Raw genomic sequence first — 18,530 nt, 5'->3', positions numbered from 1 at the left:
GCATCCTGCATTGTCGCATTCAAATGAATGCGGCAGTGCTTTAGGTGATTCAAGGAAGCGGAATGAGCGACAGTCCAGAGCGAATATCGCTGGCCGGCCGCCTCCGGAACAACTTCCTGACCGGGCTCATCATCTGCGCGCCTCTGGCCATTACCATCTGGCTGACCTTCGCCTTTATCGACTGGGCCGATAGCTGGGTCACGCCCTACATTCCGCAACGCTACGACCCGCAATACTATTTCAACATCACCATTCCCGGCACCGGGCTGGTGATGGCGGTGGTCCTGATTACCATTATCGGTTTTCTCGGCAAAAACCTGATCGGCCGCTCCATCGTCAATTTCGGCGAATCGATCCTGCATCGCATGCCGCTAGTCCGCACCATCTACAGGAGCGTCAAACAGATCCTGGAGACCGTGCTGAAGGAACAGTCCACCTCCTTCAAGAAATGCGGACTGATCGAGTTTCCCAGTCCCGGCATGTGGGCGCTGGTCTTCATTTCCGGGGATGCGCAGGGCGAGATCGCGGCGAAGCTCAATGCGGACGGCGAGGAAATGGTCGGGGTCTTCCTGCCGCCGACGCCGGTGCCGACAGCGGGCTTTCTGATGTTTGTCCCGCGAAGCAAGGTCATCATGCTGGACATGACGCCGGAAGAGGGCGCCAAGCTCCTGATTTCCGGCGGCCTGATTGCGCCGGACTACAGGCCGAGTGCCGGAGCGCCGACTGCGGTTTTGCCGCCGCCCGTCGTTCAGGGGTGAATTATCCGGCTCTCAGGAAGCGGATCGCCTCGTCGCGGCGGTGGAGGTAGAGTAGCACGCGCATATTCTGCCCACGCTCGCTGGTGAGCTCCGGGTCCCGTTCCAGCAGATAGGTTGCGTCCTTGCGGGCGATGTCCAATAGGTCGGCGTGCGCTTCGAGGCTCGCAATGCGAAAACCGGGCGTGCCGGATTGCCGCGTACCGAGAAGCTCTCCCTCGCCACGCAGGCGCAGATCCTCTTCCGCAATCAGAAACCCATCTTCGCTGTCGCGCAATATCGACAGCCGTGCGCGGCCGGTCTCGCTTAAGGGACCCTTGTAGAGAAGGATGCAGGTCGATGCGTCGTCGCCGCGCCCGACCCGGCCGCGAAGCTGGTGGAGCTGGGCAAGTCCGAAACGTTCGGCATGCTCGATCACCATGATGGTCGCATCCGGAACGTCGACGCCGACTTCCACCACCGTCGTCGCCACCAGCAACCGCAGTTCGCCGTTCTTGAAGGCACTCATGACCGCATCTTTTTCCGGTCCGCTCATGCGTCCGTGCACCAGACCGACATTGTCGCGGCCAAGTTCCTGCGCCAGCACCTGATAACGTTCCTCCGCCGACATCAGGTCTGAAACGTCCGATTCTTCAACGAGCGGGCAGATCCAGTAGCCTTTCTTTCCGTCGGCGATCGCCGTTCTAAGGCGGGAAACGATCTCCCCGATGCGCTCCGTAGGAATGGTAACCGTCTGGATAGGTTTTCGGCCGGCTGGCTTTTCGGTCAGCTTGGAGACATCCATGTCGCCAAAGGCGGCGAGCACCAGTGTGCGCGGGATGGGCGTCGCGGTCATCACCAGCATATGCGGCGAGATGCCCTTGGCGGTCAGGCGCAGGCGCTGATGAACACCGAAGCGATGCTGTTCGTCCACAACGGCCAGCAACAAATTATGATAGCTGATCGCATCTTGAAAAAGGGCATGGGTGCCGATGACGATCTGGGCTTCGCCGGATGCGATGCGTTCGACGATCTGATCGCGTTCGCGGCCCTTCGTTCGACCTGTCAGCACTTCGACGGTCACGCCTGCGGCGCCTGCAAGCCTCGAGATGGTAGAAAAATGCTGGCGCGCGAGGATTTCCGTCGGCGCCATCAGAACCGCCTGGCCGCCGGCCTCGACGGCAGCCGCCATGGCCAGCAGGGCGACCAGCGTCTTGCCGGCACCGACATCGCCTTGCAGCAGCCTCAGCATGCGGTCCTCGCCCGCCATGTCCTTCAGAATATCGTCAACCGCCTTCTTCTGGCTCGGGGTGAGCGAGAAAGGCAGGTGGGCTATGATCTCTGCCGCCAGATCACCCTTCACGCGGATCGGTTGACCGGGCACTTTGCGGATGCGTTGCCTGACGAGAGCAAGCGACACCTGACCCGCCAGGAATTCGTCATAGGCAAGCCGCCGGCGGGCGGGTGATTGTGATTCGACATCCGTCTCGTCGCGCGGATCGTGCAGCCTTTGGAAGGAATCCGTAACGGAAGGAAAGCCCTGACGTAACGCCAGATTGACGTCCACCCATTCCGGCAGGATCGGCAGGCGCGCGAGCGCCCCGTCGATGGCTTTGCGCAAGAGCTTCGGGGAAAGGCCTGCCGTCAGCGGATAAACGGGTTCGATCAGCGGCAGGTTCTCGGCTTCCGAAGATTTCACGATGAAGTCCGGATGCACCATGGATGGCCGGCCGTTGAACCAGTCGACCTTGCCGCTCACCATGACCGTCTCGTCGATCGGCAGGGATTTCTCCAGCCAGTTGCCCTTGGCGCGGAAGAATGTCAGCGCCAGCTCGCCGGTATCATCGTGCAGAAAAACGCGGTAGGGCAGGTTGGGTTTGCCCCTTGGCGGCGGTTGGTGCCGGTCGACACGACCTTCGATCGTCACGATTGCGCCTTGCGGCGCAAGGGCGATTCCCGGCCGATTGCGCCGGTCGATCAATGAATGGGGGGCATGGAAGAGCAGGTCGACGACACGGCAGTCGTCCGCGTCCTCTCGGCCTGTCACGCGGGCGATCAGGTCTGCAAGCTTCGGCCCTACGCCCGCAAGCGAGGCGACCGGTGAGAAGAGCGGATCGAGGACGGCAGGACGCATGGCGCGCAAAATGCGATGAATTTTAGCCGTTTGGCAAGGTGACGAGGCTGTATTTCCGTCCTATATGAACCGCGGAACAAGGACACCGATATGACAGGACTATCGCGCACCAGCGCGGATCTCGACCCGCGCCGCCGCCGCATCCTTTATCGCTGCTGGCATCGCGGCATCCGCGAAATGGACCTCGTTTTCGGAAGCTTTGCGGAGGCCGAGATCGCCCGGCTGTCGGAGGAAGAACTCGACGAATTCGAGACGATCATGGGCGAAGACGATCATGATCTGCATGCCTGGATCACAGGAGCCAAGCCGCTGCCGGAGCACAGGCAGACGCCGCTTTTTGCTCGGGTTGCGGCCTATAAGCCTGATTTTGATCCTGTCACCAAAGCTTCGCTCGAAGCAAGGCGCGGGCCGACGCAATGATTCCAGGATTTGATGCGAAGAAAATAGCGGCGGCGCAGGCTCCGCTGAGCATCGGCAATGTGCCTCCCGGCATGGAGCCGCTGGTGCTGGCCGAACTGGCAAGGGCGGGCCAGCCCGTAGCCTATATCATGTCCGACGGCCAGCGCATGCCCGATCTCGAGCAGATGCTGTCATTCGTCGCGCCGGAAATTCCGGTGCTCACGCTGCCTGCCTGGGACTGTTTGCCTTACGACCGGGTTTCACCAAGCGCGGATGTCTCCGCCCGCAGACTTGCGGCCCTTTCTGGTCTGATCTCGCATCGCAAGAAGCCTCATGCCGCGATCGTACTGGTGACGGTCAATGCGATGCTGCAGAAGATCGCTCCCTCGGAGATTATCGAGAGCCTTGCCTTTTCGGCGAGGCCTGGCAATCAGATCCGCATGGACGACATTGCTGCTCGGTTGGAGCGCAACGGCTTCGAGCGCGTTGCGACCGTGCGCGAAGTGGGCGAATTCGCCGTTCGCGGCGGCATTCTGGACGTCTTCGTGCCGGGCACGGAAGAGCCTGTGCGGCTGGATTTCTTCGGGGATACGTTGGAATCGATTCGTTCATTCGACCCTGCCAGCCAGCGGACCACCGGCCAGACCCGTTCTCTCGATCTCAATCCCATGAGCGAGGTGACGCTGACGCCGGACACGATCAGCCGCTTCCGGAAGAACTACCTCTCCCTTTTCGGCGCAGCCACTCGCGACGATGCGCTCTATCAGGCGGTCTCGGAAGGACGGCGTTATGCCGGCATGGAGCATTGGCTGCCTCTCTTTTACGAGAGGCTCGAGACGGCCTTCGACTATCTCCACGGTTTTCGCATCGTTACCGATCACACGGCCAAAGAGGCTGCGAACGAGCGTTCCAAGCTTGTCCTCGACTATTACGACGCGCGGCGCGACAGCGGGACGCAGGGCAAGGGAGCCGCGGCGCAGGCCGCGCCTTACAAGCCGGTTTCTCCCGGCCAGCTCTACCTCGACGGCAAGGCTTTCGCCTCTGCTCTCGCTGCGGTCAACGCGCTGCGGCTTACGCCATTCAATGAAGCGGACACTGAAGGTCGCCGGGTGGTGACGCTCGATGCGCATGCCGGGCCGCGCTGGGCCAAATCGCAGACCGAGGACAAGGAGCGAGACGAGCGCATCAATGTGTTCGACCTGGTCGTCAAGCATATTGCCGACAAGCGGGCGGCCGGCATCAAGGTGCTGGTGACGGGCTGGTCGGCCGGTTCGCTCGATCGTCTGTTGCAGGTGCTCGACGAGCGCGGCCTGAAGCGTATCAAACAGATCGAGAAGCTCTCCGATCTCGATACACTCGAAAAAGGTGAAGCGGCCTCGGCAGTGCTAAGCCTGGAGGCGGGCTTCGAAACCGACAAGATCGCCGTCATCGGCGAGCAGGATATCCTCGGCGACCGCATGGTCCGCCGCGGCAAACGCCGCAAGCGCGGAGCGGATTTCCTGACGGAAGTGGCGGGCCTCGACGAAGGTTCGCTGGTCGTCCACGCAGAACACGGCATCGGCCGCTTCGTCGGCCTCGTGACCATCGAGGCAGCCGGCGCGCCGCGGGCATGCCTGGAACTGCACTATGCCGATCAGGCTAAGCTCTTCCTGCCTGTCGAAAATATCGATCTCTTGTCGCGCTATGGTTCGGATGCCGCCGAAGCGCAATTGGACAAGCTCGGCGGCGGCGCCTGGCAGGCCCGCAAGGCCAAGCTCAAGAAGCGCCTGCTGGACATGGCGGATGCGCTTATCCGCATTGCCGCGACCCGCATCACCCGCCGTGCGCCTGTATTGACCACGCCGGAAGGGCTCTACGACGAATTCGCCGCACGTTTTCCCTACGACGAGACGGACGACCAGGCGAATGCCATCGACGCCGTGCGGGACGACCTGGGAGCGGGCCGGCCGATGGATCGTCTGGTTTGCGGGGATGTGGGATTTGGTAAAACCGAGGTTGCGCTGCGGGCGGCGTTTTTTGCGGCGATGAACGGCGCGCAGGTCGCAGTCGTCGTGCCGACCACGCTGCTTGCCCGCCAGCACTACAAGACCTTCCGCGACCGTTTTCGCGGCTTGCCGATCACCGTTGCCCAGGCATCCCGTCTCGTATCTGCCAAGGAACTGGCGGAAACCAAGAAAGCTCTGACCGAGGGCAAGGTGGATATCGTAGTCGGCACCCACGCACTGCTCGGCGCCGGCATCAAGTTCGCCAATCTCAGCCTGCTGATCATCGACGAAGAGCAGCATTTCGGCGTCAAGCACAAGGAGCGGCTGAAGGAGCTAAAGAGCGACGTGCATGTTCTGACGCTCTCGGCGACGCCTATCCCTCGCACGCTGCAGCTTGCTATGACGGGTGTTCGCGAACTTTCGCTCATCACCACCCCGCCGGTCGACCGCATGGCGGTCCGCACCTTCATCTCGCCCTTCGATCCGCTCGTCATCCGCGAGACGCTGATGCGCGAGCATTACCGCGGCGGCCAAAGTTTCTATGTCTGTCCCCGGGTCGCCGATCTGCCGGAGATTCAAGCTTTCCTTCAGTCGGACGTTCCGGAGCTGAAGGTGGCCGTCGCCCATGGTCAGATGCCGGCCGGTGAGCTTGAAGACATCATGAATGCCTTCTACGACGGCAAGTACGACGTGCTTCTCTCGACGACCATCGTCGAATCCGGTCTCGACGTGCCGACCGCCAATACGCTGGTGGTGCATCGCGCCGACATGTTCGGACTGGCGCAGCTCTATCAGCTTCGCGGCCGCGTTGGCCGCTCCAAGGTGCGCGCCTTCGCGCTGTTCACCCTGCCGGTCAACAAGCCGCTCACGACGACGGCGGAACGTCGCCTGAAAGTGCTGCAGTCGCTCGACACTCTCGGGGCCGGATTCCAGCTTGCAAGCCACGACCTTGATATCCGCGGCGCCGGAAACCTGCTCGGCGAAGAACAATCCGGTCATATCAAGGAAGTCGGTTTCGAGCTCTACCAGCAGATGCTGGAGGAGGCGGTGGCGGAAGTGAAGGGCGACGACGAGATCGTCGATACCGGCTGGTCACCGCAGATTTCCGCTGGCATCACTGTGATGATCCCGGAATCTTATGTGCCGGATCTGCATCTGCGCATGGGGCTCTATCGCCGTCTTGGTGAGGTCTCCGAACTCTCCGAGATCGACGGTTTCGGCGCGGAAATGGTGGATCGTTTCGGCCCGATGCCGCCGGAGGTGCAGAACCTTCTGAAGGTCGTCTACATCAAGTCCCTTTGCCGGAAGGCAAATGTCGAGAAGCTGGAGGCAGGGCCGAAGGGCGTGGTCGTTACCTTCCGCGACAAGCAGTTCCCGAATCCTGCAGCGCTCGTGGGATATATCGCCAAGCAGGGAACGCTCGCGAAGATTCGGCCGGATCAGAGTGTATTCCTGACGCGGGAGCTTCCCACGCCGGAAAAAAGGCTGACGGCTGCAGCGCAGGTGATGACACAATTCGCGGAGCTGGCGAAAGCCTGATCCTGCACGTTACGAATGGATCGGGTGTCGCGGGTATCGGGCCTTGCGAGCCCCTTTGGTCTGCGGGCGAGGGGACCCTGGATCAAATCATGCCTTTGCGGGCATCGGCCTTGAGCTTGGCAATCTCGCGCAAGGCGTTGACGAAGACATCCGGTGTCTGCGCCCCGCTCACCGCATATTGTCCGTCGATGATGAAAAAAGGAACGCCGGTGACGCCCATCTTCTGGGCCGCGTCGATCTCGGAAAGAACCGTGTCCTTGTCCGCATCCGTCGCCAGAAGGTTTTCGATCACCTTTCGGTCAAGGCCAGATTGCTCGGCAATATCTGCCAGCACTGCGGGATCGCCGACATTTCGTCCTTCCTCGAAATTTGCCTTGAAGAGGGCTGTTGCGACCTTGTCCTGAACTTCGCGCCCCTCGGTCATCGCCCAATGCAGCATCCGATGTGCATCGAGCGTATTCGGCCCGATCTTGATTGCCTCGAAATTGTAGCGGATGCCAACGTCCTCGCCGAGCTTTTGCAGCATGGCATGGGCGCGATCCACCGCGTCCTTACCCCCAAGCTTGCGGGCCAGATCGCTCTGGTGATCGACGCCTTCCGGCGGATGGTCCGGATTGAGCCGATAGGGGCGCCAGTTGATGTCCACCCCGATCTCGTCCTGCACTTCGGCGATGGCGAGCTCCAGCCGCGCCTTTCCCAGATAGCACCAGGGGCAAACGACGTCCGAAACGATGTCTATGGTCACGCGCTCCATGACGGGCTTCCTTTACTTGATCGACCTGAATTCGGCTATTGCGCCCGTTTGTCCCACCAGGTGTTGAGCTGGTAGCCATAAAGCGGCAGTTTCTCCGGATAGCTGATATAGCTGCGGCGCGCCAGCCATTGCTCCGGTATGTGATAAAGCGGCACCATGTAGTGACCGGAAATCAGCAACCGATCATAGGCGCGCACCGCCGCTTCGAAATCCTCCTTGCTACGGGCGGAGAGGATGGACCCGATGAGCTTGTCGACATCCGGGTCGGCGACGCCAGCGAAATTGAAGCTGCCCGGCCGGTCGCGCGAAGAGGATCCCCAGCGGCCAACCTGCTCGATGCCGGGTGACAGCGTCGACGGATAGGATTTGACGATCATGTCGTAGTCGAAACTGCCGGAGCGGGCCTGGTACTGTGCGTCGTCGACAGTGCGGATCGCCATGTCGACGCCGATCATCTTCAGCGTGCGCTGATAGGCGATCGCCAGCTTTTCCTGGTCCTGGGTCTGCGTCATCACCTCGAAGACGAGCGGTTTTCCGTTGGCATCGGACATCTTGCCGTTCTTGATCGTGTAGCCGCCTTTTTTCAGAAGGTCGACAGCGTCTCTCATCACCTTCCGATCGGCGCCGGAGCCGTCTGTTTTCGGCAGGCGATAGGTGCCGTCGAGAACCGCAGGTTCGATCCTCTCCTTGGCCGGTCCGAGAATGGCAAGTTCGCGCTCATCTGCCGGTCTGCTGAGAGAAGAGAGCGGCGAGTCCTGCCAATAGCTTTCCGTACGGGTATAGGCGCCTTCGAAGAGGTTTTTGTTGGCCCATTCGAAATCCAGGGCCAGCGACAGGCCGGCACGGACGTTGACGTCGGCAAAGACTGGACGACGGGTGTTGAACACGAAGCCGAGCATGCCCGTTGGAAGCTGCGGCTTGAAGGCGTCTTTTATGACTTCGCCTTTCTGTACAGCGGGAAAGTCATAAGCACGAGCCCAGTGAGTCGGGCTGCCTTCCAGATAGACATCGATCACACCCTTCTTGAAGGCTTCGAAGAGAGTGTTTTCCTGCAGGAAATATTCTACCGAGATCTGATCGTAGTTATCGAAGCCGATCTTCGAGGGAATGTCCTTGCCCCAATAATCCCGATTTCGCTCATAAACGATGCGTTCGCCGGGTGACACGGATTTGACGAGATAGGGGCCCGAGCCCACAGGGGGCTTCAAAGTCGACTGGTCGAAAGTCGTAGGATCGATGACGTGTTTCGGCAGGATTGGGGTGGAGGTAGCGAGGATGAGCGGGAACTCGCGGTCAGCCTTGTCGTTGAAGGTAAAACGTACGCTGCGTTCGCCCACCTTTTCCATCTTTTCCACGGGCGCAAGCCGGTTGGAAAAGGGAATTCGGCCTTTGTCGCGCAGAATTTCGAACGTGAAGATCACGTCCTCCGGGGTCACCGGCTGGCCGTCCGACCACTTTGCCTTCGGGTTGATGTTGAACTGTATGAAGGTGCGGTCTTCATCCCATTCGACGCTCTCGGCGAGCAGACCATAAAGCGTGAATGGTTCATCGCTGGAACGAGTCATCAGGGGTTCGTAGAGGAGATGCCCGAAGATGGTGTCCCAGAGGCCGCGTGCGGTCGTGCGCATGCTTTTGAGGACGAACGGATTGAGGCTGTCGAATGTGCCGACCACCCCATAGGCCACCCTGCCGCCCTTTTTGACCTCCGGATTGACGTAAGAAAAGTGCTTATAGTCTCGTTGCAGGGCCGGCGATCCGTGCATTGCGATCCCGTGCAGGGGCTCGGCTGTTGCGGGCCCGCCGATCAAAAGGGCCGCGATAAGGGGAACAAAGCGTCGCATCGAGCTCATGGTGGGAGATGTCCTCGCTGATTCGAAGGCAAGATAACGCATACCCCTAGGGGGACCAACCCGGCACCGCCCGCGAAAGATTGAACAGGCGCGTTAACGCCTTGTGAAAAAATACGAAAGAGGGGGCTGGATATCGTGGCCGTCGCGATGTAACAGGTTTGCCGGACGGGCGGGTCATTCAAATGCCTCATTTCGCCGACAGGTGACGGGCAGTAGGACACCCCGAGGGATTTGAACGGCGTCTTGCCGCCCCACGGATTTCAGGAGACGGATCTCGTTATGATGCTTAAGGCAACCCAAGTTCTGCGGACGGCAATGTCCGTTCTCGCTCTCTCGGTTGGCGCAAGTGCGCTGCCGGCTGCAGCCCTTGCACAGGATGCCGCGGCACCTGCCGCCGCCGCTCCGGGTGCACCGCCGCTCGGCTGGTTCAAGACTTGCAGCAAGCAGGATGACAGCGACATCTGCGTCGTGCAGAACATCATCGCCGCCCAGAACGGGCAGTTGGTCACGGCTGTCGGCCTGATCACCGTCGAAGGCAAGGTAAACCGCAAGATCCTGCAGGTTTCGGTTCCGACCGCGCGCCTCGTGCCGCCGGGCGTCATCATGCAGATCGATGGCGGCAAGGGCCAGAAACTGGATTATGTCGTCTGCCTGCCGGATAAATGCACTGCGGAAGTGCCGTTGACGGACGCGATGATCGCCAGCCTCAAGAAGGGTAACGACGTCGTCTTCACGTCAATCAACTTCCGCCGCGCGCCGAACCCGATCAAGGTTTCGCTCTCCGGCTTTACCGGTGTGTTCGATGGCCCGGCAATGCCGCAGGAGCAGATCGCCCAGAGCCAGCGCAGCCTGGAAGAAGGCCTGCAGAAGAAGGCGGAAGAAACCCGCAAGAAGCTGGAAGACGCACAGAACGCGGCCAAGCAGGGCCAGTAACCGTCTTGATGTTCATCTGAGAAAAAGCCGGCAGAGATGCCGGCTTTTTTGTAGGCAGGACGCCGGGAGATGCAGGCGTCTTTTTTTGATTGTCGCCGCCAGTCAGTGGGCCAGGATGACCTTGGGTTTCAGCTGGCCTGATGGACCGCGATCGAAGATCTGGTAGACCTGAGGATTGCGCAAGGGAGTATCGCTCTCGTCATGCTCCAGGTTTTGCTCCGAAACGTATGCGACATATTCCGTCTCGTCGTTTTCGGCGAGCAGGTGATAGAAGGGCTGGTCCTTGTTTGGCCGGATTTCGACCGGAATGGCATTCCACCATTCTTCAGAATTGGCGTATTCCGGATCCACATCGAACACGACGCCCCGAAACGGAAAGACCTTGTGGCGGACCACCTCTCCGATTGTAAACTTAGCGTTGCGTTGTTTCATGGTGCGATGTCCTTTCGCATCCTAATGTGGGAATAGAATTCTCTGACATCAAGAGAGTAATGCGCACCGCCCTTCATTGTTCCAAGGATAGACTTGCGTCATCTGTGGCCGACGGATCTGGAATCGCAAAATTACTTCCTGCGACGGCTGAGCATTCCAAGGTCCGGCAATAATCGAGAATCCTGCCGTCAAACCGGATCGCCGCTATGGCCCCGGTATTCCCTGCCGCTGAGGCGATGCCGCGCCAAAAAAGAACGGCGGGCCTGAGCTCGCCGTTCGAAAACGCCAGTGGCAGAATCGCCGGATCAGGCCGAGTAGTACATGTCGAATTCGACCGGATGCGGGGTCATTTCGAAGCGCATGACTTCCGTCATCTTCAGTTCGATATAGGCGTCGATCTGATCGTCGTCGAACACGCCGCCGGCGGTCAGGAACTTACGGTCGCGGTCGAGGTTTTCGAGCGCTTCGCGCAGTGATCCGCAGACAGTCGGGATCTTCTTGAGCTCCTTCGGCGGTAGATCGTAAAGGTCCTTGTCCATGGCCTTGCCCGGATGGATCTTGTTCTTGATGCCGTCGAGACCGGCCATCAGCATGGCGGCGAAGCCGAGATAGGGGTTTGCCAGCGGATCGGGGAAGCGAACTTCCACCCGCTTCGACTTCGGCCCAGTCCCGAACGGGATGCGGCACGAAGCAGAGCGGTTGCGCGCCGAATAGGCGAGCAGCACCGGCGCTTCATAACCCGGAACGAGACGCTTGTAGGAGTTGGTCGTCGGGTTGGTGAAGGCATTGATTGCCTTGGCATGCTTGATAATGCCGCCGATGTAATAAAGGCAGCTCTCGGAGAGGCCGGCATATTCGTCACCCGCAAAGGTCGGCTTCCCGTCCTTCCAGATCGACTGATGCACGTGCATGCCCGAACCATTGTCGCCAAACACCGGCTTTGGCATGAAGGTCGCGGTCTTGCCATAGGCATTGGCGACCTGATGCACGACGTATTTGTAGATCTGGATCTTATCGGCGTTGCGCACCAGCGTGTCGAATTTGACGCCGAGCTCGTGCTGGGCGGAGGCGACTTCGTGGTGATGCTTTTCGACGACCACGCCCATTTCGGCAAGCACGGTCAGCATTTCGGAGCGCATATCCTGCAGGCTGTCGACCGGCGGAACCGGGAAATAGCCACCCTTGACGCGCGGACGGTGGCCGAGGTTGCCGGTCTCATAGTCGGTATCGTCGTTGGACGGCAATTCCGACGAATCCAGCTTGAATCCGGTGTTATAGGGGTCGGCCTTGTATTTGACGTCGTCGAAGACGAAGAATTCCGGCTCGGGCCCGACGAAGATGGTGTCGCCGATGCCGGATGCCTTCAGGTAGGCTTCAGCCTTCTTGGCAGTTCCGCGCGGGTCGCGGTTATAGGCTTCGCCCGAAATTGGATCGAGAATGTCGCAGAAGATGACCATCGTCGACTGCGCGAAGAAGGGGTCCATATGGACAGTGGCCGGGTCAGGCATGAGTACCATGTCGGACTCGTTGATGGCCTTCCAGCCACCGATCGAGGAACCGTCGAACATGACGCCGTCGGCGAACATGTCCTCATCGACCGACGCAATGTCCATGGTGACGTGCTGCAGCTTGCCGCGCGGGTCGGTAAAGCGCAGGTCCACGAACTTGACGTCGTTTTCCTTGATTTGTTTCATGATTTCGCTTGCGCTCGTCATATGACCTTCCTCGATGTAAGATGACGATTGAGCCCGGGCCGGCGGCCGCGGGGCGGATTAGATGGCGTCTACGCCCGTTTCACCAGTGCGGATACGGATGACCTCCTCCACATTGGAGACGAATATCTTGCCATCCCCGATCCGTCCAGTCTGCGCGGCATTGCGAATCGCTTCGATGACCGCTTCCGCGTTCTCGTCCGCCAGGACAACCTCCACCTTAACCTTCGGCAGGAAGTCAACAACATATTCCGCACCGCGATAGAGTTCCGTATGGCCTTTCTGACGCCCGAAACCTTTTGCCTCGGTGACGGTGATTCCCTGCAAGCCGACCTCTTGAAGGGCTTCCTTCACTTCATCCAGCTTGAAAGGTTTGATGATCGCTTCGATCTTTTTCATGAGAAACTATCTCTCCGCTTCTCGCTTGAAGCAGGCCTTTACCCGCTCGGCCATGCCAATGCAGTTATCGTGCCAAACTCGGAAGGGACTTTCAAAAAAATAATGTGTTTTTGAGCGAAATCCCCGCAGAACGGCGTGTTCCGTGGCCGAAATGCTTCCATTTTTTCTGATTCTTGTGCGGTGCGGTGCAGGAATGAGCGTTTTGTCTCGTTTTTGCGGAATGTAAGCAGATGTAAATAGAAGCGCCGTAGAGATTATTATTTAGGCAAATGCATATTAAATATGCTATCGAGAGCCGACATCGCCGCTTGTTTTCTGACCACGTTTCCATTCAATAGCAGTATGAGCTTTCCCATCGATCATCTACTGCTGACGCCGAACGAAATGACCGCAGCCGACACCGCCGCTGCCCGGTCCGGTATTGTCTCGTTCGATCTGATGGAAAGGGCAGGGCGAGCTGTCGCAGCGTCGGCCCTGCGGAATTTTCCCGGCGCATTGCGCTTCGCCGTCCTGTGTGGGCCGGGCAATAATGGCGGCGACGGCTATGTGGCCGCCCGCGCACTGGTAGAGGCCGGTGCTTCCGTCGATGTCTTCCATCTTGGCGACCCGGAGGGACTGAAGGGAGATGCGCGCCACGCACGCCATCTCTGGAGCGGACCCTCCGAGCCGCTCGAATGCTATCGACCCGAGCAGGGTGACATCGTCGTTGACGCCCTTTTCGGTGCCGGCTTGGCGCGGGACGTACCTGAAGCGGTGCAACTGGTGATCGGCAAGGTGGACGGAGCCAAAGTCCCGGTCCTGGCGGTCGATCTGCCCTCAGGCCTCTGCGGCCGCCGCGGCGTGCCGCTCGGCGCGTCTTTCACAGCCCGACATACGGTCACCTTCATGGCCCGCAAGCCCGGACATCTGCTTTTACCGGGACGGTCACTCTGCGGAGACATCGAAGTCTTCGATATCGGTATTCCGGTTCGGATCATCCGTTCCGTCGCGGGCAGGATCTGCGAAAACAGCCCGCTTCTATGGCGGGATCTGGTTCCGGCGCCGGAAGCGGCAACGCATAAATACCGTCGCGGACATCTGGTTGTCTTTTCCGGGGAGGGGACGAAGACGGGGGCCGCCCGGCTTGCCGCCACAGCGGGCCTGAAAGCCGGGGCCGGACTGGTGACCGTTGGATCGCCCGCCGATGCCTTGCCCGTCAATGCCTCCTCGCTCACTGCCGTCATGCTGCATCAGATCGACGACCTGGACGACCTGCAGAATTGGACGGCTTCGGCAAAACTCTCCGCCTTCGTGCTCGGCCCCGGCTTTGGCGTTGGCGAGAAGGCTCGTCAATTCGTCCTGGCGCTCAAGGATCGACCATTGGTGCTGGATGCCGATGGCATTACGTCCTTTAAAGAACGTCCCTCGGAATTGTTCGATGCGTTTGCCGGGGGTGAAACACGCCTGGTGCTGACGCCGCACGAGGGCGAATTCTCCCGGCTATTTCCCGACCTCGCCCCCGAACAGGATCAGAGCAAGGTCGAGAAGGCCTTAAGAGCGGCCGAGCGCGCTCACGCGGTGATTGTCTACAAGGGGGCGGATACGGTGATAGCGGGCCCGGACGGCCGTGCCTGCATCAACGCCAACGGACCGCCATGGCTGGCGACCGCGGGTTCCGGCGATGTGCTGGCGGGCATGATCGGCGCCCTCTTGGCGCAAGGCATGCCCGCCTTCGAAGCGGCCGCCGCTGGCGTCTACCTCCATGCCGAGGCGGCAAAGCGCGCCGGCAGGGGCATGACGGCTGAAGATCTGGCCGCCAATGCGAGTGTCACACTCACCGGTTAGTTTTGGTTTCCAGAAGTTCGCTCATGGCCATTGCGCCGTAGGGGGCGTTGACTTTGCCTTCATGGATAAAGAAGGCGAAGACGTCGCGCGGCTCCTTCTTCGGCTTGTGGCTTTCGTCGATCAGCGGCAGATCGTCCGGCACGCCGCCTTCCGCCCATATTTCAAGCCGGTGCGCCCACGCCTTCATGTCCTTTTCGGGATAACAGGTCTTGATATCGTCGGACCCTTTCTGCAGCCGGGCATAAACGAAATCGGCGGTCACATCGGCGATCATGGGATAGTCGAAATGGTCGGCACAAACCGGGGCGATATTGTATTTCGTCAGCAGCGCGATGAATTCCGGCACCTTGAATGTGTCGTTGCGGACTTCGACGGCATGGGTCAGCTTCAAGCCATCGAGCTTGTTCGGCAGCAATTTCAGGAAAGCCTCGAAATCCTCGGGCTCGAACTTCTTGGTCGGCGCGAATTGCCACAGCAGCGGCCCGAGATGATCGCCGAGTTCCGTCAGACCCTGGGTCAGGAACTTTTCGATGGACTCTCCGGCCTCCGCTAAAACCTTGCGATTGGTGGTGAAGCGGCTCGCCTTCAGCGAAAAGATGAAACCATCCGGCACTTCGGAAGCCCATTTGGCAAAAGTCTCGGGCTTTTGCGAGCCGTAATAGGTTCCGTTGACCTCGATCACCTTCAGTTTGCTGGCCGCATATTCTAGCTGTTTCTTCTTCGCCAGTTTTTCCGGATAGAACGTGCCTTCCCAAGGCTCGAAGGTCCAGCCGCCGATGCCTGTGCGAATAGTGCCGGCTTTCTTCATGAATTCCCCTCCATGACGCAATACTGCTATTCCGCCGCTTCCACCTTCTTCGCTGGCCGGCGATCCAGCAGTTCCTTGAGGAAGTGGCCGGTATAGGACCGCTTTTCCTTGACGATCTGCTCGGGCGTGCCGGACGCGACCACTTCACCGCCGCCCGTGCCGCCTTCGGGACCGATATCGATGATCCAGTCGGCCGTCTTGATGACCTCGAGATTGTGCTCGATCACCACCACGGAATTGCCCTGGTTCACCAGCTCATGCAACATTTCTAGGAGCTTGGCCACGTCGTGGAAATGCAGGCCCGTCGTCGGCTCGTCGAGGATGTAGAGCGTACGTCCGGTCGAGCGTTTCGACAGTTCCTTGGCTAGCTTGACACGCTGCGCCTCGCCACCCGAAAGCGTGTTGGCCTGCTGCCCCACCTTGATATAACCGAGGCCGACATCGAAGAGCGACTGCAGCTTGTCGCGCACCGCCGGCACCGCGGAGAAGAACTCCACCCCTTCCTCAACCGTCATGTCCAGCACGTCGGCGATCGATTTACCCTTGAAATGCACGTCAAGCGTCTCGCGATTGTAGCGCTTGCCGTGGCAGACGTCGCAGGTGACGTAGACATCCGGCAGGAAGTGCATCTCGATCTTGATGACGCCGTCGCCCTGGCAGGCTTCGCAGCGCCCTCCCTTGACGTTGAAGGAGAACCGTCCCGGCTGGTAGCCGCGTGCCTTGGCTTCCGGCAGACCCGCGAACCAGTCGCGGATCGGCGTGAAGGCTCCGGTATAGGTCGCCGGGTTGGAACGCGGCGTACGGCCGATCGGCGATTGGTCGATATCGATCACCTTGTCGATAAACTCGAAACCGTCGATCTTGTCGTGTTCGGCAGGTATTTCGCGCGCACCCATGACGCGGCGCGCGGCAGCCTTGTAGAGCGTCTCGATGAGGAATGTGGACTTGCCTCCGCCGGAAACGCCGGTAACGGCCGTGAAGACACCGAGCGGAATGGCCGCGGTGACATTCTTGAGATTGTTGCCGCGAGCACCGAAAACCTTGATCTCCTTGCCCTTCTTGGGCTTGCGGCGCTCCATGGGAACCGGCACGCCGAGTTCGCCCGACAGATATTTGCCGGTCAGCGACTTGGGATTGGCCATGATGTCCTTCGGCGCGCCCTGTGCCACCACCTGACCGCCGTGGATACCGGCGGCCGGGCCGATGTCGACCACATAGTCCGCCGTTAAAATAGCGTCCTCGTCATGCTCGACGACGATCACGGTATTGCCGATGTCACGCAGGTGCTTCAACGTATCGAGCAGCCGCGCATTGTCCCGCTGGTGCAGGCCGATCGACGGTTCGTCCAATACGTAAAGCACGCCCGTGAGGCCGGAACCGATCTGCGAGGCGAGCCGAATGCGCTGGCTCTCGCCGCCCGAAAGCGTGCCGGAATTGCGCGAGAGGCTGAGATAATCGAGGCCCACGTCATTGAGGAACCGCAGACGCTCGCGGATCTCCTTGAGGATGCGGACGGCGATCTCGTTCTGCTTGGCGTTCAGCTGTTCCGGCAGCACTTCGAACCAGTCGCGCGCAAGCCGGATCGACATATCCGTGACCTGTCCGATATGCAGCTTATTGATCTTCACCGCGAGAGCTTCCGGCTTCAGGCGAAAACCGTTGCAGGCCGGGCAGGGAGCGGCCGACATGTAGCGTTCGATCTCTTCGCGCGCCCAGGCGCTGTCGGTTTCCTTCCAGCGGCGTTCGAGGTTCGGCACGATGCCTTCGAAGTTCTTGATCGTCTTGTAGGAACGGGCGCCGTCGGCATAGTGGAACTCGATCTTTTCCTCAGTGCCCTCCAGGATGGCCTTCTGAGCCTCCTCGGAAAGCTCGTTCCAACGGCTGGACAGCTTGAAACCGAAGGCTTTTCCGAGCGCTTCGAGCGTCTGGTTGTAATAGGGTGAGGTTGATTTCGCCCATGGCGCAATCGCGCCGTCGCGCAGCGTGCGGGCGGGTTCCGGCACGATCAGCGCCTCATCCACCTTCTGCTGCGAACCGAGGCCGTCGCAGGTCGGGCAGGCGCCGAAGGGATTGTTGAACGAAAACAGCCGAGGCTCGATTTCCGGAATGGTAAAACCGGAAACGGGGCAGGCGAATTTTTCAGAAAACAGCACCCGCTCGTGCGTCTCGTTGAGCGACTTGTTGGCGGAGCCACCGGCTGCGGTATCCTCGGCGCGCAGCGGCTTGTCGGCGAATTCCGCGACCGCCAGCCCGTCGGCCAGTTTCAGCGAGGTCTCGAGACTGTCCGCCAGGCGTGCGGAAATGTCGGAGCGCACCACGAGGCGGTCCACAACAACGTCGATGTCGTGCTTATATTTCTTGTCGAGCGCGGGAACATCGGCGATCTCATAGAACTGGCCGTCAACCTTGACGCGCTGAAAGCCCTTTTTCATCAGATCGGCGAGTTCCTTCTTGTACTCGCCCTTGCGGCCGCGGATCATCGGCGCCAGAATGTAAAGGCGCGTGCCCTCCTCGAAGGCGAGGATGCGGTCGACCATCTGGCTGACGGTCTGGCTTTCGATCGGCAGGCCTGTTGCCGGCGAATAGGGCACGCCGACGCGCGCAAAAAGCAGGCGCATATAGTCGTAGATCTCGGTGACCGTGCCGACCGTCGAGCGCGGGTTGCGCGAGGTCGTTTTCTGCTCGATCGAAATTGCCGGCGAAAGGCCGTCTATCTGATCGACATCCGGCTTCTGCATCATTTCCAGAAACTGGCGCGCATAGGCCGATAGGCTCTCCACATAACGACGTTGGCCTTCCGCATAGATCGTGTCGAACGCAAGCGACGATTTGCCCGACCCCGAAAGGCCCGTCATGACGATCAGCGAATTGCGCGGCAGATCGAGGTCGATGCCCTTAAGATTATGCTCGCGCGCGCCACGTATGGAAATGGTTTTGAGTTCACTCATCATCATGCTCTTTGGGAGGATCGAGGTCCTTATGTAGTGATTGATCCGTGCCTGTCGAGACGAAACTGCTGCGATTGCG

The 18,530-nt window shown here is 60.0% G+C and carries 13 protein-coding genes; 5 read left to right on the top strand and 8 right to left on the bottom strand.

All coding sequences use genetic code 11. The features are described 5' to 3' along the window. The first annotated feature begins 62 nt into the window (after positions 1-62). Complete coding sequence (locus EDE05_RS19425) at positions 63-758, top strand: DUF502 domain-containing protein (RefSeq protein WP_112798084.1); 696 nt, start codon at positions 63-65, stop codon at positions 756-758. A gap of 1 nt (position 759) precedes the next feature. On the opposite strand, the gene recG is transcribed toward EDE05_RS19425, so the two are convergent. Beyond that, positions 760-2,868 (bottom strand): ATP-dependent DNA helicase RecG, encoded by a 2,109-nt coding sequence (recG, locus tag EDE05_RS19420; RefSeq protein ID WP_132412877.1) that lies wholly within the window; start codon positions 2,866-2,868, stop codon positions 760-762. A gap of 90 nt (positions 2,869-2,958) precedes the next feature. Here recG and EDE05_RS19415 point away from each other — a divergent pair, with 90 nt between their 5' ends. Beyond that, positions 2,959-3,288 carry a succinate dehydrogenase assembly factor 2 gene (locus EDE05_RS19415; protein ID WP_112798080.1) on the top strand — a complete coding sequence of 110 codons (330 nt, stop codon included), beginning with the start codon at positions 2,959-2,961 and terminating at the stop codon, positions 3,286-3,288. Continuing rightward, positions 3,285-6,791, top strand: a complete 3,507-nt coding sequence (mfd, locus tag EDE05_RS19410; RefSeq protein ID WP_132412879.1) for a transcription-repair coupling factor — start codon at positions 3,285-3,287, stop codon at positions 6,789-6,791. The genes EDE05_RS19415 and mfd overlap by 4 nt, the downstream gene beginning before the upstream one ends. A gap of 82 nt (positions 6,792-6,873) precedes the next feature. Here the strand turns inward: mfd and EDE05_RS19405 are convergent, their stop codons facing one another. Continuing rightward, entirely contained in the window at positions 6,874-7,545 is a 672-nt protein-coding gene (locus EDE05_RS19405) for a DsbA family oxidoreductase (protein ID WP_132412881.1), read from the bottom strand. 35 nt (positions 7,546-7,580) lie between these two features. Next, positions 7,581-9,386, bottom strand: coding sequence for an extracellular solute-binding protein (locus tag EDE05_RS19400; RefSeq protein ID WP_165924256.1), 1,806 nt, complete (start codon positions 9,384-9,386; stop codon positions 7,581-7,583). 288 nt (positions 9,387-9,674) lie between these two features. On the opposite strand from EDE05_RS19400, the gene EDE05_RS19395 reads away from it, so the two are divergent. Further along, on the top strand, positions 9,675-10,328 hold the full coding sequence (locus EDE05_RS19395) for an invasion associated locus B family protein (protein ID WP_105373785.1): 654 nt from the start codon (positions 9,675-9,677) through the stop codon (positions 10,326-10,328). A 102-nt stretch (positions 10,329-10,430) separates the two neighbouring features. Here EDE05_RS19395 and hspQ read toward each other — a convergent pair whose 3' ends face one another. The 3 genes from hspQ to EDE05_RS19380 all read right to left on the bottom strand — a co-directional run bounded on the left by hspQ (position 10,431) and on the right by EDE05_RS19380 (position 12,871). Further along, positions 10,431-10,760, bottom strand: a complete 330-nt coding sequence (gene hspQ, locus EDE05_RS19390; protein WP_105373784.1) for a heat shock protein HspQ — start codon at positions 10,758-10,760, stop codon at positions 10,431-10,433. A gap of 305 nt (positions 10,761-11,065) precedes the next feature. Further along, on the bottom strand, positions 11,066-12,475 hold the full coding sequence (gene glnA, locus EDE05_RS19385) for a type I glutamate--ammonia ligase (RefSeq protein ID WP_105373783.1): 1,410 nt from the start codon (positions 12,473-12,475) through the stop codon (positions 11,066-11,068). A gap of 57 nt (positions 12,476-12,532) precedes the next feature. Further along, complete coding sequence (locus tag EDE05_RS19380) at positions 12,533-12,871, bottom strand: P-II family nitrogen regulator (RefSeq protein ID WP_003515720.1); 339 nt, start codon at positions 12,869-12,871, stop codon at positions 12,533-12,535. Between the two features lie 342 nt (positions 12,872-13,213). Here EDE05_RS19380 and EDE05_RS19375 point away from each other — a divergent pair, with 342 nt between their 5' ends. Further along, entirely contained in the window at positions 13,214-14,695 is a 1,482-nt protein-coding gene (locus EDE05_RS19375) for an NAD(P)H-hydrate dehydratase (protein WP_132412885.1), read from the top strand. On the opposite strand, the gene EDE05_RS19370 is transcribed toward EDE05_RS19375, so the two are convergent. Both EDE05_RS19370 and uvrA read right to left on the bottom strand, forming a co-directional pair. Continuing rightward, a complete protein-coding gene (locus EDE05_RS19370) occupies positions 14,685-15,503 on the bottom strand; it encodes a DUF72 domain-containing protein (protein WP_132412887.1) in 819 nt (272 codons plus the stop codon). The genes EDE05_RS19375 and EDE05_RS19370 overlap by 11 nt on opposite strands. 26 nt (positions 15,504-15,529) lie before the next feature. Continuing rightward, positions 15,530-18,451: an excinuclease ABC subunit UvrA gene (uvrA, locus tag EDE05_RS19365; protein ID WP_132412889.1), complete on the bottom strand. Its 2,922-nt coding sequence runs from the start codon at positions 18,449-18,451 to the stop codon at positions 15,530-15,532. Between the last annotated feature and the right edge of the window lie 79 nt (positions 18,452-18,530).

It is taken from the genome of Neorhizobium sp. R1-B (assembly GCF_004368875.1).
GTDB lineage: Bacteria > Pseudomonadota > Alphaproteobacteria > Rhizobiales > Rhizobiaceae > Neorhizobium > Neorhizobium huautlense.
The sequence above is the reverse complement of the archived record's forward strand: the minus strand, read 5'-3'. Positions and strand labels throughout refer to the sequence as shown.

What these genes read in the sequence shown, in the direction of transcription:
- EDE05_RS19400 (WP_165924256.1), bottom strand. Translation starts at nt 9,386, where the DNA reads ATGCGACGCTTTGTTCCCCTTATCGCGGCCCTTTTGATCGGCGGGCCC.
- uvrA (WP_132412889.1), bottom strand. Translation starts at nt 18,451, where the DNA reads ATGAGTGAACTCAAAACCATTTCCATACGTGGCGCGCGCGAGCATAAT.
- EDE05_RS19380 (WP_003515720.1), bottom strand. Translation starts at nt 12,871, where the DNA reads ATGAAAAAGATCGAAGCGATCATCAAACCTTTCAAGCTGGATGAAGTG.
- mfd (WP_132412879.1), top strand. Translation starts at nt 3,285, where the DNA reads ATGATTCCAGGATTTGATGCGAAGAAAATAGCGGCGGCGCAGGCTCCG.
- EDE05_RS19395 (WP_105373785.1), top strand. Translation starts at nt 9,675, where the DNA reads ATGATGCTTAAGGCAACCCAAGTTCTGCGGACGGCAATGTCCGTTCTC.
- EDE05_RS19405 (WP_132412881.1), bottom strand. Translation starts at nt 7,545, where the DNA reads ATGGAGCGCGTGACCATAGACATCGTTTCGGACGTCGTTTGCCCCTGG.
- recG (WP_132412877.1), bottom strand. Translation starts at nt 2,868, where the DNA reads ATGCGTCCTGCCGTCCTCGATCCGCTCTTCTCACCGGTCGCCTCGCTT.
- EDE05_RS19375 (WP_132412885.1), top strand. Translation starts at nt 13,214, where the DNA reads ATGAGCTTTCCCATCGATCATCTACTGCTGACGCCGAACGAAATGACC.
- EDE05_RS19370 (WP_132412887.1), bottom strand. Translation starts at nt 15,503, where the DNA reads ATGAAGAAAGCCGGCACTATTCGCACAGGCATCGGCGGCTGGACCTTC.
- hspQ (WP_105373784.1), bottom strand. Translation starts at nt 10,760, where the DNA reads ATGAAACAACGCAACGCTAAGTTTACAATCGGAGAGGTGGTCCGCCAC.
- EDE05_RS19415 (WP_112798080.1), top strand. Translation starts at nt 2,959, where the DNA reads ATGACAGGACTATCGCGCACCAGCGCGGATCTCGACCCGCGCCGCCGC.
- EDE05_RS19425 (WP_112798084.1), top strand. Translation starts at nt 63, where the DNA reads ATGAGCGACAGTCCAGAGCGAATATCGCTGGCCGGCCGCCTCCGGAAC.
- glnA (WP_105373783.1), bottom strand. Translation starts at nt 12,475, where the DNA reads ATGACGAGCGCAAGCGAAATCATGAAACAAATCAAGGAAAACGACGTC.